Genomic DNA, 15832 nt, shown 5'->3' with positions numbered 1-15832 from the left:
GACTCTTATAAGTCAGGCGTTGTTTGACGCATCGGCGTCGCGGTGTAATGCGTGCTTACGGCAGGCATCGCCAAATGCCTGGAAGATCGCAAGGTAATCCGGGTTTGAGCTTACCTGCCATTCGGGATGCCATTGCACTCCCAAAGCAAAACTCTTGCCCTGCGGGACCGAGACTGCCTCGATCAACCCGTCAGGCGCCAAGGCCTCGACGCAAAGACCCGGCGCCAGACGTTCAACGCCCTGGCCATGAATCGAATTGACCTGTATCTCGCTCGCCAGGCCCAGGCCTGCGAGCACACCACCCGATTGAATGTGCACCGGGTGACTGGGCGCATACTGTCCTTCAAGCGGTAGGCTATCGTCTTCACGGTGATCCATGAATGGACCGGCTTCGTGGACTTTTTGATGCAGGCTGCCGCCGAACGCCACATTCATTTCCTGGAACCCGCGGCAAATACCGAGCACGGGAATACCGGCCTCGACGGCGGCGCGGATCAACGGAAGAGTGGTGGCATCGCGTGCAGAATCATGAGCAGTGCCCGGCGCGCTGGCTGGGCCGCTATAGTGAAACGGTTCTATATTGGAAGGAGAGCCTGTAAAGAGGATGCCATCCAGACCGTCCAGAATATCGGACGGTGCCAGCAAATCGGACAGGGACGGAAGAATCACCGGCAGACCCTTAGCTGCTGAGGCCACGGCGCGGACGTACTTGTCGCCACTGATGTGATAAGCATGCAGACCGATCTGCTTAGAGCAGGCGGTGACGCCGATTAACGGCAGGCGAGACATGAAGCACCCCGGTATTATTGGTGTTATGGGTTTGAATCGAGCTTAGCCTTGTTCATTTTTTTACACAACACCCCCGTAAAAAATACAACACGGCCCGCTCAAGCCCGCAGGCGCTAAATCGCTCAAAGGCATAAAAACGCCCCAAAGTGCCTCAAAAAAGCCCCACGGGTGCTTTTTTAGGGCAAAAAAGGCCTCGCTTGACTTCGGCATGCCGTTCGGGTTGACTGGAATCCGAAGAGATCAATGATTGATATTTTTAACAACAAAGGTGTTGCATCATGTCGGTACCCCCGCGTGCCGTTCAGCTTAACGAAGCGAACGCGTTCCTTAAGGAACATCCTGAGGTTCTGTACGTTGACCTTCTGATTGCGGATATGAATGGTGTGGTGCGCGGCAAGCGCATTGAACGCACCAGCCTCCACAAGGTTTACGAGAAAGGCATCAACCTGCCGGCCTCTCTATTTGCTCTGGATATCAATGGCTCGACGGTGGAAAGCACCGGCCTGGGCCTGGACATCGGCGATGCTGACCGAATCTGCTATCCAATCCCTGACACCCTGTGCAACGAGCCTTGGCAGAAGCGCCCTACCGCGCAACTGTTAATGACCATGCACGAACTCGAAGGTGAACCTTTCTTCGCGGATCCCCGTGAAGTTCTGCGTCAAGTTGTTGCCAAGTTCGACGAGATGGGTCTGACCATCTGCGCCGCGTTCGAACTGGAGTTCTACCTGATCGACCAGGAGAACGTGAACGGTCGTCCACAACCGCCTCGCTCGCCGATCTCCGGCAAACGCCCGCATTCGACACAGGTTTACCTGATCGACGACCTCGACGAATACGTCGACTGCCTCCAGGACATTCTGGAAGGTGCGAAAGAGCAAGGCATCCCTGCCGACGCGATCGTCAAGGAAAGTGCCCCGGCGCAGTTTGAAGTGAACCTGCACCACGTTGCCGACCCGATCAAGGCCTGCGACTACGCGGTCCTGCTCAAGCGTCTGATCAAAAACATCGCCTACGACCATGAAATGGACACCACGTTCATGGCCAAGCCTTACCCGGGCCAGGCAGGCAACGGTCTGCACGTACATATCTCGATTCTTGATAAAGACGGCAAAAACATTTTTGCCAGTGAGGATCCCGAGCAGAACGCCGCACTGCGTCACGCGATCGGCGGTGTGCTCGAGACCCTACCGGCGCAGATGGCTTTCCTCTGCCCGAACGTCAACTCCTACCGTCGTTTCGGCGCACAGTTCTACGTGCCGAATGCACCGTGCTGGGGTCTGGACAACCGTACTGTTGCGGTGCGTGTGCCGACCGGTTCCGCCGACGCGGTCCGTCTGGAACACCGCGTTGCCGGCGCCGATGCCAACCCGTACCTGCTGATGGCTTCGGTCCTGGCAGGCGTGCATCACGGTCTGACCAACAAGATCGAGCCGGGCGCACCCGTGGAAGGCAACTCCTACGAGCAGAACGAGCAAAGCCTGCCGAACAACCTGCGCGATGCATTGCGTGAGCTGGACGACAGCGAAGTCATGGCCAAGTACATCGATCCGAAATACATCGATATCTTCGTCGCGTGTAAAGAGAGCGAGCTGGAGGAGTTCGAACACTCCATCTCCGACCTCGAGTACAACTGGTACCTGCATACCGTGTAAGCGGTTGCAGTAAAAACAACGCCGCCGGCCTCACAGCTTGCGGCGTTTTTTTATGGGTTCATAAAGTTGACCGAGTTGGATTCATCGCGAGCAGGCTCGCTCCCACAGGGGGATTTTCTGTGCACACAGAATTTATGCTCACTGGAGATCAACTGTGGGAGCGAGCCTGCTCGCGATGGCGGCCGGGCAGACAACATAGATGCCTGCTCGTACAATGCCCGCTGCCCCGCAGGAGACTCCAATGACCCGACTCGCCACCCCACGCAAACCCCGCGCCCGCAGCCAGGCCCGGATCGATTCGATACTCGATGCCGCCCGCACGCTGCTGGCTGCCGAGGGCGTGGCCAGTCTGTCGATCTATAGCGTCGCCGAACGCGCGGAGATCCCGCCCTCCTCCGTCTACCACTTCTTTGCCAGCGTCCCGGCGCTGCTCGAAGCCCTGACGGCCGACGTCCATGCCGCGTTCCGTGCCTGCCTGCAAGCGCCCATCGACCATGACGCCCTCAACGGCTGGCGCGATCTGTCGCGACTGGTGGAACAACGCATGCTCGCGATCTACAGCGAAGACGCCGCCGCCCGCCAGCTCATTCTTGCCCAGCACGGGCTGACCGAAGTCACCCAGGCCGACCGTCAGCACGACATCGAACTCGGCGACCTGATGCACAAACTCTTCGATCACCACTTCGAGCTGCCGAGACTGCCGAGCGACGTTGATGTGTTTGCGTTGGCCATGGAGCTCGGCGACCGCGTCTATGCGCGCTCGGTGCAGCAACATGGGCAGATCACGCCGCGCATGGCCGAGGAAGGGATGCGGGTATTCGACGCCTACCTAGGGCTGTATTTGCCGCCCTACCTGCCCAAGCGCGGCGTATAACGCAACGAGGTGTTCATGGCACACGTTCCAGACAACTACCTTGGCGTGTGGCAACGACGCCTGATCAAATTCCAGTCGGGGCGCGTCGACAGCGAAACAGCCGTGTACTGGCTGCAAACCCCGCGTTTGTTTGCTGACCTGCGCATCCCGCCGACAACGCTTCCCGCGCTGCCGCTCGAGCAACTGAGTCACGCTGACCTGCTGACCCTGAGCGAACAAAAAGGCTTCGCCGGCGTAACCGAGGTCAACGGCGACATTTGCCAGTGGCATCGCAAACTCGACTACCAGCCCGTCAGCACCGAAGAAGACATCGGGCGCATGCATTTCGAAACCAGCGAACGCCTGATCGAAACCGCCCTGGACGACAGCTACTACGAGATCTGGGAGCGACTGCCAGACTCTCGCGGCACCTGTCGCGGTCAGTGGTTGCAGGCGGTCGATGATCCGGCGCGATTTGCCTGCCTGGTGCTGGCCGGTGATTACTTTCTGTTCGCCGCCAGCCGCGCCGTTGCGCTGACACCTGGCGGACATTTGCGCGAACACATCGACTTGACCACCGCACAGGAACGGCTCGCCTGCGAACTGTCCTTTGGTCGTCACCACGCCGGACAAAACCCGTGGCACATCGACTATTCCACACTGCCGATGCAGGTCGGCCAGCCACTGTTGCCGGCAGACATCGATCCAAACGCCAGCTTGCTATTCAGCGACCCTCGCCTGCTGTCTTCACTCGGCACCTACGCGCCCGCCGCCGGTTGGCGCTGCGCACCCGAGCCTTGAACACCCGCGCATAAAAAACCCCGGAGGGTTCAAACCCTTCGGGGTTGAGCGCAATGCACGCGCTTACAACTTGGCGATCGACACCTCGGTGGATTTCACAAACGCGATCACTTCGCTGCCGACCACCAGTTCCAGCTCTTTCACCGAGCGAGTGGTGATCACCGAGGTGACGATGCCGGAAGCGGTCTGAACGTCGATTTCGGACAACACGTCACCCAGTACGATTTCCTTGATCGAGCCTTTGAACTGGTTACGAACGTTGATGGCTTTGATTGTCATGATGTTGATTCCTGTCATTGGATAAGGCTTGGGTTATTGAGCCCAGCGCAATTGCGTAGGCAATGGTGAAACAGGTTCCGGTGCCGGCGGTTCGCCGGGCAACGCCAGCACGCGATTGAGGACTTCGGTTTCCAGCGCCGCCAGCCGATGGGAGCCACGAACCCGAGGGCGCGGCAGCTCAACGTGCAGGTCGAGGCCGACTTCGCCCTCTTCGATCAGGATCACCCGATCGGCAATCGCCACCGCTTCACTGACATCGTGGGTGACCAGCAACACGGTGAAACCGTGCTTCTGCCAGAGCCGTTCGATCAGCTGCTGCATTTCAATTCGGGTCAGGGCATCCAGCGCGCCCAGCGGTTCGTCCAGCAACAGCAAACGCGGTTGATGGATCAGCGCGCGGGCCAGGGCCACGCGTTGCTTCTGGCCGCCGGACAGGGCCGCTGGCCATTCATTGGCGCGGTCGGCCAGACCGACCGACTCCAACGCTTCCAGCGCTTGCGGACGCCAGTTGCCCTTGAGCCCGAGGCCGACGTTGTCGATGACCTTTTTCCATGGCAGCAGACGTGCTTCCTGGAACATCAATCGGGTGTCTTCCCGCGCCTCACTCAGCGGAGCGGAACCGGCCAGCAGTTCACCGCCCGTGGGTTTGTCGAGACCGGCGAGCAAGCGCAGCAACGTACTTTTGCCGCAACCGCTACGACCGACCACGGCGACAAACTGACCGGCCGGGATATGCAGATCGATCTCGCGCAGCACTTGCCGCGCGCCGAAGGTTTTTTGCAGTTTGCGCACTGCCAGCGGAATCCCGCGCAGCAAGCGTGGAGGTTGTTGAGCCGTCATGCCGCACCTCCTTTAACAACCTGATAGGCCGGATGCCAGCGCAACCACACGCGTTCAAGTCCACGGGCCGCGAGGTCGGCAAGTTTGCCGAGCACGGCGTACAAAAGAATCGCCAGTACCACCACGTCGGTCTGCAAGAACTCCCGGGCATTCATCGCCAGGTAGCCGATGCCGGAGCTGGCGGAAATGGTTTCCGCGACGATCAACGTCAGCCACATGAAGCCCAGCGCGAACCGCACGCCGACCAGAATCGAAGGCAGCGCACCCGGCAGGATCACCTGACGGAACAGGCTGAAACCGGACAAGCCATAACTGCGGGACATTTCCACCAGCGCCGGATCGACGTTGCGGATGCCGTGATACGTGTTGAGGTAGATCGGGAACAACGTGCCCAACGCCACCAGGAAAATCTTCGCCGACTCATCGATGCCGAACCACAGGATCACCAGTGGAATCAGCGCCAGGTGCGGTACGTTGCGGATCATCTGCACCGAACTGTCGAGCAGGCGCTCGCCCCATTTCGACAGGCCGGTGATGAAGCCCAGGGTCAGGCCGATGCTGCCGCCGATGGCGAAGCCCAGCGCGGCGCGCCAGCCGCTGATCGCCAGGTGCGTCCAGATTTCACCGCTGCGCACCAGGCTGACGCCGGCTTCGATGACGGCGATTGGCGCCGGCAGAATCCGTGTCGACAACCAGCCCGCCGACACTGACAACTGCCACACCGCCAGCAGCAACACCGGCAACGCCCAGGGCGCGAGGTTATGGATGAGTCTCTTCATGGCGCGCCTCAGCTCTGCGACGCGGCTTTGGGGAGGATGTCGTTGGCGACCATCTCACCAAACGGGCTGACGTAACCGGCGCTTTTCGGCAATTCCGGACGTTCGATGTCCAGGTGCGGAAACAGCAATTCGGCGACGCGGTACGACTCTTCCAGGTGGGGGTAACCGGAGAAGATGAACGTGTCGATGCCCAGGTCCGCGTATTCCTTCACGCGAGCAGCCACGGTCGGACCGTCGCCCACTAATGCTGTACCGGCACCGCCACGCACCAGACCGACACCGGCCCACAGGTTGGGGCTGACTTCCAGGTTGTCACGGCTACCTCCGTGCAATGCGGCCATGCGTTGCTGACCAACCGAGTCGAAGCGCGCCAGAGAAGCCTGGGCGCGAGCGATGGTGTCGTCGTCCAGATGAGAGATCAGTCGATCCGCCGCTTGCCAGGCTTCGGCATTGGTTTCACGAACGATCACATGCAAGCGAATGCCGAAGCGCACGGTGCGCCCGAGCTTCGCGGCTTTGGCGCGTACTTGTTCGATCTTCTCGGCAACGGCGGCCGGTGGTTCGCCCCAGGTCAGGACCATGTCGACCTGTTCTGCCGCGAGGTCTTGCGCCGCTTCCGAAGAACCGCCGAAGTACAGCGGCGGACGCGGTTGCTGGATCGGCGGGTAGAGCAACTTCGCACCCTTCACGCTGATGTGCTGACCGTCGTAATCGACGGTTTCGCCTTCCAGCACGCGGCGCCAGATGCGGGTGAATTCCACCGAGGCTTGATAGCGCTCTTCGTGAGTCAGGAACAAACCGTCGCCGGCCAATTCTTCCGGATCGCCGCCGGTTACCAGGTTGAACAACGCACGGCCACCGGACAGGCGATCCAGCGTCGCGGCCTGACGCGCGGCCACCGTCGGGGAAATGATCCCGGGGCGCAGTGCGACGAGGAATTTCAAACGCTGGGTCACCGGGATCAGCGACGCGGCCACCAGCCACGAGTCTTCGCAAGAGCGACCCGTAGGAATCAGCACCCCGCCGAAGCCCAGACGATCCGCCGCTTGCGCGACTTGTTGCAGATAACCGTGGTCGACGGCGCGAGCGCCTTCGGCGGTGCCAAGGTAATGGCCGTCGCCGTGGGTAGGCAGGAACCAGAAGATATTGAGGCTCATGGAGTGGTCTCCTTAGGGATTCGAATTACTGAGCTTTGGCAACGGCCGCCGGAGGCGTCCAGATCACGTCTTTGATGCTCAGCGGCTTTGGAATCAGCTTGAGCTGAAAGAAGGTGTCGGCAATTTTCTGTTGGGCGGCGACCACTTCAGGCGTGAGGAACAGCGCACCGTAACCCTGGCGTTTCATCGAGGTCAGGGTGATGTCCGCCGGCAGGCCAATCAGTGGCGAGACTTGTTTAGTCACGTCTTCGGGATTGGCCTTGGACCATTCGCCGACGGCGCGCACTTCTTCCACCAGAGTCTTGATCACCTCAGGATTTTTCTGCGCGTATGGCTTGGTCGCGAGGTAGAACTGATGGTTGTCGACGATGCCTTGGCCATCACGCAGGGTGCGTGCCTGCAGCTGTTGTTCGGCGGCGGCCTGGTACGGGTCCCAGATCACCCAGGCATCGACGCTGCCACGTTCGAATGCGGCGCGGGCATCGGCTGGCGGCAGGAATACGGTCTGGATGTCGGTGTATTTGAGGCCGGCATCTTCCAATGCGCGGACCAGCAGGTAATGCACGTTGGAGCCTTTGTTCAGGACGACTTTCTTGCCCTTGAGGTCCTGTACCGATTTGATCGGCGAGTCCTTCGGCACCAGGATCGCTTCGCTGTGCGGCGCTGGCGGTTCGTAGGCGACATAGAGCAGGTCGGCGCCGGCTGCTTGAGCGAATACGGGGGGAGTTTCACCCGTAACGCCGAAGTCGATGGAGCCGACGTTCAGGCCTTCGAGCAGTTGCGGGCCACCGGGAAATTCAGTCCATTGCACGTCCACGCCTTGGGCGGCGAGGCGTTTTTCCAAAGTCCCTTTGGCTTTGAGCAACACCAAAGTGCCGTACTTTTGATAACCGATCCGAAGCGTCTCGGCCTGAGCTTGAGTAATGGCGCCGAAGGTTACAGCCGCAGCAAACAGAGCGACCAGACCACGACGCAAAATGACAGTGCGCATGGCGCTCTCCTTTTTGCAGTTGGGTTTTGGCTGCACCTGCTTGGCCGTTGGCGGCTGAGTAAGGTGAGTACTTCAAATTGGGGTAAGGCTTAAATGCTCCAGCGAGCACTCAACAAACGTTCATTCAACAGGTTCGGATCGATCGGCTTGGGCCGTCGGGCCATGGCGCTGAAAAACAGCTCCAGTGATTCATTCAGTCGTTGTTCCAGCTCCGGCGCCAACTGCGCCTGGACGCTGCCTTCGCCGTAGGCGATCTGGCTGTCTACGGCGAAAATCCCGTGGAGCATTTCCTGGGCTTTCAACGCCGACAGCACCGGCTTGAGCGCGTAATCCACCGCCAGCATGTGGGCGATGCTGCCACCGGTGGCCATTGGCAAAACCACCTTGTGGGCCAGGGCACGCTCGGGCAGCAGGTCCAGCACGGTTTTCAATGCGCCGGAGAACGACGCTTTGTAGACCGGCGTGGCGATCAGCAAGCCATCGGCGTTTTCAATCTGCTGCAGCAGGTCGATCACCTTCGGGCTGTCGAAGCGTGCATGCAGCAAGTCCTCGGCCGGGAAGTCCCGTACCTGGTAACTCACCACTTCCACACCTTGCTCCTGCAACCAGCATTGGGAGCGCTCCAGCAGCACCCCGGAACGGGAGCGTTGGCTGGGACTGCCACCGAGTGAGACGACCAGCATTCAGACGATTCCTTGAACGGTGTTGGCGATTCGCAGTTTGCGATCTCGCTTTGATGGAAGTGACCTTAACAGGTGGTTGTTATATCTATAAATCATATTTATTCATTTGGTTATTCGTTGTAGTTCTATATGAAATGGCTTTTGCCGGGCAAAAAAACAGGCCGTAAAAACGACCTGAAATCCCCTGCTTTGTGGTGATCGTTCCCACGCTCCGCGTGGTAATGCAGCCCGTGACGCTCCGCGTCACTGGACGCGGAGCGTCCCTAGAGGCATTCCCACGCGGAGCGTGGGAACGATCGTCCTTCAACGATTCGGTTGTGGCGTCAGACGCAGGTACGGTTTCACCGCGCGATAGCCCTTGGGAAAGCGTTTCTTGATTTCGTCTTCGTCCTTGAGTGACGGCACGATCACTACTTCATCACCGTCCTGCCAGTTGGCCGGGGTGGCCACCTTGTAATTGTCGGTGAGTTGCAGCGAGTCGATCACTCGCAGGATTTCATGGAAGTTACGGCCGGTGCTCGCCGGGTAGGTAATGGTCAGCCGAACCTTTTTGTTCGGGTCGATCACGAACAGCGAACGCACGGTCAGGGTGTCGTTGGCATTTGGATGGATCAGGTCGTAGAGGTCCGAAACCTTGCGGTCGGCGTCGGCCAGGATCGGGAAGTTGACGAGGGTGTTCTGGGTTTCGTTGATGTCTTCGATCCACCTGTGGTGCGAGTCCACCGGGTCTACGGACAGGGCAATGGCTTTCACACCGCGTTGGGCAAATTCGTCCTTGAGCTTGGCAGTGAAGCCCAACTCCGTGGTGCATACCGGGGTGAAGTCCGCCGGGTGGGAAAACAGCACGCCCCAGCTATCGCCCAGCCATTCGTGGAAACGGAGGGTGCCGGCGCTGGAATCCTGTTCAAAGTCGGGGGCGATATCGCCCAGTCTGAGGCTCATGGTGCTGCTCCTGATGAGTGCTTGTTGAGGTCAACTGTGCCTGCATTTCTTATTCATTAAAAAGAATAAATATCGATTTGTTTAGATCGTAAATGAATATTAAAAATGTGTTCACTGGACGTCGGCAGCGGTCAGGACGACCATCGCCCACAAGGTTCGAGAAGGCCTTGAGTTGCTGCACAAAGAGGGAAACTTCGAGGAGGGTTTACGGGGGTGAGCCTGACTTGAAAACGCAAAAGCCCCGCCCGGCGAGATGCCGGGCGGGGCTTTTTTTACCTCAGTTACGCGAGTGCTATTACAACAGCGGGATCGAGTAGCTGACGATCAGACGGTTTTCGTCCTGGTCGCGTTGGCCTGGGACGTCGCTGCGCCACATGGCGTTTTTCCACGTGAGGCCCAGGTTTTTCAGTGGGCCTTCCTGGACTACGTACGCCAGGGTCAGGTCGCGTTCCCACTCGGAGCGGCCACTACCGGAAACCGGGTGAGCGGCGGTGTTGGCGATGGTGTCGATGTTGTCACCGCGCAGGTAAACGATGCCGGCAGTAGCGCCTGGCAGGCCAACCTTGGCGAAGTCATACGAGTAGCGAGCTTGCCAGGTACGTTCGCCGGCACGGGCGAACTTCTGGATCTGCATGTCGGTAGTCAGGTAAGCCGACGCGCCGTCACCCTGGTTCAAGTAAGGGAAATCGCTGCTACCGTTGCTGACCTGGTAACCGCCACCGAAGGTGTGACCGGCAACGGTGTACAGGAACAAGCCGCTGTACAGGTTGTTGTCGACCTTGCCTTTACCCGCTCTGAAGCCTTGGTAGTTACCGGCGCTGAAGTAAGCCGGGTCGTGGCCGTTGGCACCATCATCGGAGCTGTTGAAGTAACGCAAGTCAGACTTCAATACACCAGGACCGATTGACCAGTTGTGAACCAGACCCAGGAAGTGTTGTTTGTAGAAATCTTCCAGGTTGCCGTAGTAGTACTGGGCAGTCAGGTCTTTGGTGATTTTGTAGTCGCCACCACCGTAGATGAACTTGTTGCTGTCACGACCAGCAGCCGTGCGAGCGTTCGCACCAACAATCGACAACTCTTCGTTGTTGCTGGAGTTACGACCCTTGGCGTGTTCGATCTGACCACCGACCAGTGTCAGGTCCTTGATCTCGCCCGAAGTGATCTGACCGCCCTGGAAGGTTTGTGGCAGCAGACGACCGTCGTTGGTCACGATCACCGGCAGTTTTGGCTGCAAGGTACCCAGCTTCAGTTCAGTCTGGGAGATCTTGGCTTTGGCAGTCAGGCCCAGGCTGGAGAAATTATCAACCGCTTCGCCGTTGGACTTGCTCGGGAACACAGTGCCGCCATAAGCGTTACCAGCGGAGCCATCGGCGTTAACGTTGCCATTAGTGCCGCCACCCGAATCCAGACGCACACCCAGCAGGCCGATAGCATCGATACCGAAGCCGACGGTACCTTGGGTGTAGCCGGAGATGAAGCGCAGATCGAAGCCTTGGCCCCATTCTTCGTTTCTGCTTGGATCGGCAGCACCGCTACGGTTATCGGTGTTGATGTAGAAGTTACGCAGCCCCAAAGTAGCTTTGCTGTCTTCGATGAAACCGGCGGCGCCTGCTTGCTGCGCCAAAACCCCTACGGCCACAGCCAGGGCCAAGGTGGACTTGTTCATTGGTTCGCTCCTATCGTTTCTAATTTTTGAGGTCCCGGGTCGAATGCCCTGGATCCTGAAATGCTCTTTGAGTGCCAGACCGTATGACTACAGCGATGGCCTGACCCCTGTGATTTTGGCCCGCATAATAAACACAAAAAGAATTATTTCATTATTTTTCATGCCATTCAGGAATATAGCTTCGTGCTATTACTCTGAGTCGGGACACAAGGTATCGGCTCGTAAGCTGGCCACTTTAGGCGTTTGGCCTAAAAGCCAAAAAGAATAAAAAATTACCATGTAAGCTCTATTTGGAATATTGAAAACCATAAAAAAGCCTCGCTTGCTGGCGAGGCTTTTCCTTGTGGCTTTTACAGGAAGCTGTAGGTGTAGTTGAAGATCAGACGAGTCTGGTCCTTGTCGGCAAGACCGGCTGCGTCGCCACGGTAGACGCCATGACGCACCGTTGCACCCAAGCCTTTGAGCGCGCCCTGCTGAATGGTGTAGTCCACCCGCATATCGCGCTCCCACTCGGACGCATCGCTGCCACCGGTTGCGGATTTGATGTTTTCGCCCTTCAAGTAAGCCACGGACGCTTTCAGACCCGGTACACCTGCAGCGGCGAAATCGTAGGAGTACTGACCGAAAGTGGTGTTTTCACCGGCACGGACGAAACCATTGATCATGGAGTCAGTGAACAGGTAGAAGCTCGCGCCTCCGTTCGCTTCTGGACGACCATTGCCGTCAACCACGTTGCCCTGGTTCAGATAGACGAAACCGCCGTCATCATTGACCCGTTGGTGACCAAGCAGGAAGGCGTTACCACCCAGGGTGTAGGTGAACATGGCGCTCCAGGTCTTGTTATCGACCTCGCCCGGGTTCTTGGCGAAACCACCGTTGTTGTTGAAGCGGTACCCGAGGTCGCCGTTCTTGCCATCGGAGCTGCTGTCAAAATAGCGCAGGTCTGTCTTGAAGGACTGTTTGGCGTCGATCGGAAAAACGTGAATCAAGCCCAGGAAGTCCTGCTTGTAGTAATCCTTCAGATTCGAGTGGTAGTACTGCAGGGTCAGGTCTTTGGTGACCTTCCAGTCAGCACCGGCGTAACGGAACTGGTTGCTGTCCTGAGTACCGCCAGCCACTGCCAGGCCGGTGGAGTTTGAAGAGGCGCGCCCCGCCGAGTGCTCCAACTGACCCGCGTTGAGGGTCACGTTGTCGATTTCCTTCGAGGTGATGGTGCCACCGTCAAAGGTCTGCGGCAGCAGGCGGCTGTCGTTCGCTACCAGAATCGGCATGTTCGGTTGCAAAGCGCCACCCAGGTGGGCTTCGGTCTTCGAGAAGCGGGCCTTGACGTTAGCCGCCGCACGGCTCCACTCGTCCACAGCCGAACCATCGGTGTCGCTTGGGAAGAACGTGTTGTTGTTGGCTGGGTGGTGACCCTTGCCGCCGTCCAGATGGATACCTACGAGGGCCTGGGCGTCGATACCGAAGCCGACAGTACCTTGGGTGAAACCGGACAGATAATCGAACTTGAGGCCTTCAGCGGTCTCTCTCTGATCGGTGCCACCGGCATCGCGGTTATCGTCGTTGTAATACATGGTGCGAGAGCTGACGGAAGCTTTACTGTCTTCGATGAAACCTGCGGCGCCTGCTTGCTGCGCCAGAACCCCGACGGCCACAGCCACGCCCAGAGCCAAGGTGGACTTGTTCATTGTTTCGCTCCTATCGTTTCTAATTCTTGTGTTCCTGGTCCTGGGTCGTATGCCCGGGCTCCTAAGATCCGCGATTAGCGCCAGACCGTGACCCACAAGTCAATCGTAACTTTGTGTGTCTACGACCATGGTCTAATCCCCAATAAATTCCTTCCTTGCCGGGCCATAAACCCAAAAAGAATCACCCAATTCTTTTTCATACCGTTTAGGAATTTAGCTCCGCATTTCCCCTTCAGCCGGGACACGGGTGCCGGCTCATAAGCTAATTCCTAAATGGTATTTGTTAGCCTTTTTTTAGATCGATTAGCTTTGATGCAATTCACGATCAATCCCTATCGAAGGCAGCGGCATGACAACCAAACGCGCACTATCCGGTCCAATTGTTACAGTTTGTGTATCGCTAATAATATCTTTTAGCGCTCACGCGGCGAACCTCACGATCGGCTATCAAACCGGTATCGACCCCAGCAAAGTCCCCCAGGCAGACGGACTGTACGAGAAAACCCTAGGCCAGAAAATTGACTGGCGTCGTTTCAATAGTGGCCCGGAAGTGGTTACGGCCATTGCTTCCGGCGATGTGCAGATTGGCAACCTCGGCTCCAGTCCGCTGGCAGCCGCTGCTTCGCGCAATCTGCCGATCGTTGCGTTCATTGTTTCCGCCCAGATCAATGCCGCTGAAGCACTGGTGGTGCGTAACGGCAGCGGCATCGATAAACCGGAAGATCTGATCGGCAAGACCATCGCCACACCCTTCGTTTCAACCTCCCACTACAGTTTGCTGGGTGCGTTGAAGCACTGGGGCCTGGACGCCTCGAAAGTCAAAGTGGTGAATTTGCAACCGGCGGAAATCGCGGCGGCGTGGAAGCGTGGTGACATCGATAGTGCGTTTGTCTGGTCACCCGCGCTGGGGGAAATTCGCAAGACCGGCAAGACCTTGACCGACGCGGCACAGGTCGGCCAATGGGGTGCACCGACCTTCGAAGTCTGGGTCGCACGCAAGGATTACGCCGAGAAGCACCCGGAAGTTGTGGCCAAATTTGCCAAGGTCACACTGGACTCGTTCGCCGACTATGCCGCGCATAAAGACAGCTGGACTGCTGACTCGGTACCGGTGCAAAAAATCGCCAAACTGACCGGTGCCAATGCCGTTGATGTGCCGGAGTTGCTGGCCGGTTCCACCTTCCCGGATGCTAAAGCCCAACAGACCACCGCGATGCTGGACGGCGGCACGGCCAAGGCGATTGGCGAGACGGCAAAGTTCTTGAAGGAACAAGGGAAGGTTGAAACGGTGTTGCCGGATTATTCGCCGTATGTCAGCGCGAAGTTTGTGCAGGATTAATGATCATTGACCGTTCCCACGCTTTGCGTAGGAACGGTCAGAGCCGGGTCAGAGGGTTTTTTCGAAGATCTTCGAATTACGCTGATAGTTGTACAGCGACGCCCGCGCTGATGGCAGACGTTCAACACTGCTCGGCACAAACCCACGCTCGCGAAACCAGTGAGCGGTCCGGGTCGTCAGTACGAACAAAGTTTTCAGCCCCTGCGCCCGGGCGCGGGTTTCGATGCGCTCCAGCAGCTCATCACCACGACCGCCATGGCGGTATTCCGGGTTCACCGCCAGACACGCCAACTCCCCCGCATCCGAATCAGCAATCTGATACAGCGCCGCACACGCGATGATCATGCCTTCGCGTTCGACCACACTGAACTGCTCGATCTCACGCTCCAGCACCTCGCGGGAACGGCGCACCAGAATGCCTTGCTCTTCCAGCGGGCTGATCAAATCCAGCAAACCTCCGACGTCTTCAATCGCCGCTTCGCGCACAATCTCGAATTGTTCCTGGGCCACCAGCGTACCGCCACCGTCACGGGTGAACAGTTCGGTCAGCAGCGCGCCGTTTTCGGCGTAGCTGACAATATGACTGCGAGCCACGCCGCCGCGACAGGCCTCAGCGGCCGCATCCAACAGCTCAGCTTGATAGTTGCTGCCCAGGCGCTGCAGATGCGCCGGCACCTGTTGCGGACGCAACTCACGAACCAGGCGACCGTTTTCATCGATCAAACCCAGGTCGGCGCCGAACAACAGCAGCTTGTCCGCTCCCAGATCGATAGCCGCGCGGGTGGCGACGTCTTCACAGGCGAGGTTGAAAATCTCACCGGTCGGCGAGTAACCCAGCGGCGACAGCAGCACGATGGAGCGTTCATCCAACAGACGATTGATGCCCTTGCGATCGACCCGACGGACTTCGCCGGTGTGGTGATAGTCGACGCCTTCGAGCACGCCGATCGGTCGTGCGGTCACCAAATTACCGCTGGCCACCCGCAGACGCGAGCCCTGCATCGGCGATGAAGCCATGTCCATGGACAGCCGCGCTTCGATGGCGATGCGCAGCTGGCCAACCGCATCGATCACACACTCCAGCGTTGCGGCATCGGTGATGCGCATGCCGTGGTGGTAATGCGGGGTCAGGCCGCGCGCAGCCAGGCGGGTTTCAATTTGCGGACGGGAACCGTGAACCAGCACCAATCGCACGCCCAGGCTGTGCAACAGCACCAGGTCGTGGACGATATTGCCGAAGTTCGGGTGCTCCACGCCGTCGCCGGGCAACATGACGACGAAGGTGCAATCGCGGTGGGCGTTGATGTAAGGCGAAGCGTGACGAAGCCAATTAACGTATTCGGGCATGAACCTGGGCCTGTAATAAATAG

At 58.5% G+C, this 15832-nt stretch carries 15 protein-coding genes; 4 read left to right on the top strand and 11 right to left on the bottom strand.

Going from position 1 to position 15832, the window contains the following annotated elements:
• Positions 1–12: 12 nt before the first annotated feature.
• Positions 13–789, bottom strand: a complete 777-nt coding sequence (locus tag ACMXYJ_RS02790) for a gamma-glutamyl-gamma-aminobutyrate hydrolase family protein (RefSeq protein ID WP_415758699.1) — start codon at positions 787–789, stop codon at positions 13–15.
• A gap of 278 nt (positions 790–1067) precedes the next feature.
• Between ACMXYJ_RS02790 and ACMXYJ_RS02785 the strand changes: the two genes are divergently transcribed.
• From ACMXYJ_RS02785 to ACMXYJ_RS02775, 3 genes are all read left to right on the top strand, one after another.
• Entirely contained in the window at positions 1068–2444 is a 1377-nt protein-coding gene (locus tag ACMXYJ_RS02785) for a glutamine synthetase family protein (protein ID WP_008150449.1), read from the top strand.
• Between the two features lie 241 nt (positions 2445–2685).
• Positions 2686–3318 (top strand): TetR/AcrR family transcriptional regulator, encoded by a 633-nt coding sequence (locus tag ACMXYJ_RS02780; RefSeq protein WP_415760670.1) that lies wholly within the window; start codon positions 2686–2688, stop codon positions 3316–3318.
• Positions 3319–3333: 15 nt separating this feature from the next.
• On the top strand, positions 3334–4098 hold the full coding sequence (locus ACMXYJ_RS02775; RefSeq protein WP_415758698.1) for a hypothetical protein: 765 nt from the start codon (positions 3334–3336) through the stop codon (positions 4096–4098).
• 63 nt (positions 4099–4161) lie between these two features.
• Here the strand turns inward: ACMXYJ_RS02775 and ACMXYJ_RS02770 are convergent, their stop codons facing one another.
• The 9 genes from ACMXYJ_RS02770 to ACMXYJ_RS02730 form a co-directional block, all read right to left on the bottom strand.
• Positions 4162–4377: a TOBE domain-containing protein gene (locus ACMXYJ_RS02770; protein WP_003229256.1), complete on the bottom strand. Its 216-nt coding sequence runs from the start codon at positions 4375–4377 to the stop codon at positions 4162–4164.
• A gap of 33 nt (positions 4378–4410) precedes the next feature.
• Complete coding sequence (gene ssuB, locus ACMXYJ_RS02765; protein WP_150657603.1) at positions 4411–5217, bottom strand: aliphatic sulfonates ABC transporter ATP-binding protein; 807 nt, start codon at positions 5215–5217, stop codon at positions 4411–4413.
• A complete protein-coding gene (gene ssuC, locus ACMXYJ_RS02760) occupies positions 5214–5996 on the bottom strand; it encodes an aliphatic sulfonate ABC transporter permease SsuC (protein ID WP_415758697.1) in 783 nt (260 codons plus the stop codon). The genes ssuB and ssuC overlap by 4 nt, the downstream gene beginning before the upstream one ends.
• Positions 5997–6004: 8 nt before the next feature.
• The gene (gene ssuD, locus ACMXYJ_RS02755; RefSeq protein ID WP_415758696.1) at positions 6005–7153 is read right to left on the bottom strand and encodes an FMNH2-dependent alkanesulfonate monooxygenase; all 1149 of its coding nucleotides are present in this window, start codon (positions 7151–7153) and stop codon (positions 6005–6007) included.
• Positions 7154–7178: 25 nt separating this feature from the next.
• Positions 7179–8144 carry a sulfonate ABC transporter substrate-binding protein gene (locus ACMXYJ_RS02750; protein WP_415758695.1) on the bottom strand — a complete coding sequence of 322 codons (966 nt, stop codon included), beginning with the start codon at positions 8142–8144 and terminating at the stop codon, positions 7179–7181.
• Positions 8145–8233: 89 nt separating this feature from the next.
• The gene (ssuE, locus tag ACMXYJ_RS02745) at positions 8234–8827 is read right to left on the bottom strand and encodes an NADPH-dependent FMN reductase (protein WP_415758694.1); all 594 of its coding nucleotides are present in this window, start codon (positions 8825–8827) and stop codon (positions 8234–8236) included.
• Between the two features lie 303 nt (positions 8828–9130).
• Positions 9131–9769: a peroxiredoxin gene (locus ACMXYJ_RS02740; protein ID WP_415758693.1), complete on the bottom strand. Its 639-nt coding sequence runs from the start codon at positions 9767–9769 to the stop codon at positions 9131–9133.
• A gap of 295 nt (positions 9770–10064) precedes the next feature.
• Positions 10065–11435, bottom strand: a complete 1371-nt coding sequence (locus tag ACMXYJ_RS02735; protein ID WP_415758692.1) for an OprD family porin — start codon at positions 11433–11435, stop codon at positions 10065–10067.
• A 350-nt stretch (positions 11436–11785) separates the two neighbouring features.
• Positions 11786–13123, bottom strand: coding sequence for an OprD family porin (locus ACMXYJ_RS02730; protein WP_415758691.1), 1338 nt, complete (start codon positions 13121–13123; stop codon positions 11786–11788).
• Positions 13124–13472: 349 nt separating this feature from the next.
• Here ACMXYJ_RS02730 and tauA point away from each other — a divergent pair, with 349 nt between their 5' ends.
• On the top strand, positions 13473–14462 hold the full coding sequence (gene tauA / locus ACMXYJ_RS02725) for a taurine ABC transporter substrate-binding protein (protein ID WP_415758690.1): 990 nt from the start codon (positions 13473–13475) through the stop codon (positions 14460–14462).
• 48 nt (positions 14463–14510) lie between these two features.
• Here tauA and argA read toward each other — a convergent pair whose 3' ends face one another.
• Positions 14511–15809, bottom strand: a complete 1299-nt coding sequence (gene argA, locus ACMXYJ_RS02720) for an amino-acid N-acetyltransferase (protein ID WP_008150423.1) — start codon at positions 15807–15809, stop codon at positions 14511–14513.
• Between the last annotated feature and the right edge of the window lie 23 nt (positions 15810–15832).

Origin of the sequence: Pseudomonas arabinosi (genome assembly GCF_047758675.1) — a bacterium.
Taxonomy (GTDB): Bacteria; Pseudomonadota; Gammaproteobacteria; order Pseudomonadales; family Pseudomonadaceae; genus Aquipseudomonas; species Aquipseudomonas arabinosi.
This window is presented reverse-complemented; position numbering and strand designations above follow the sequence as displayed.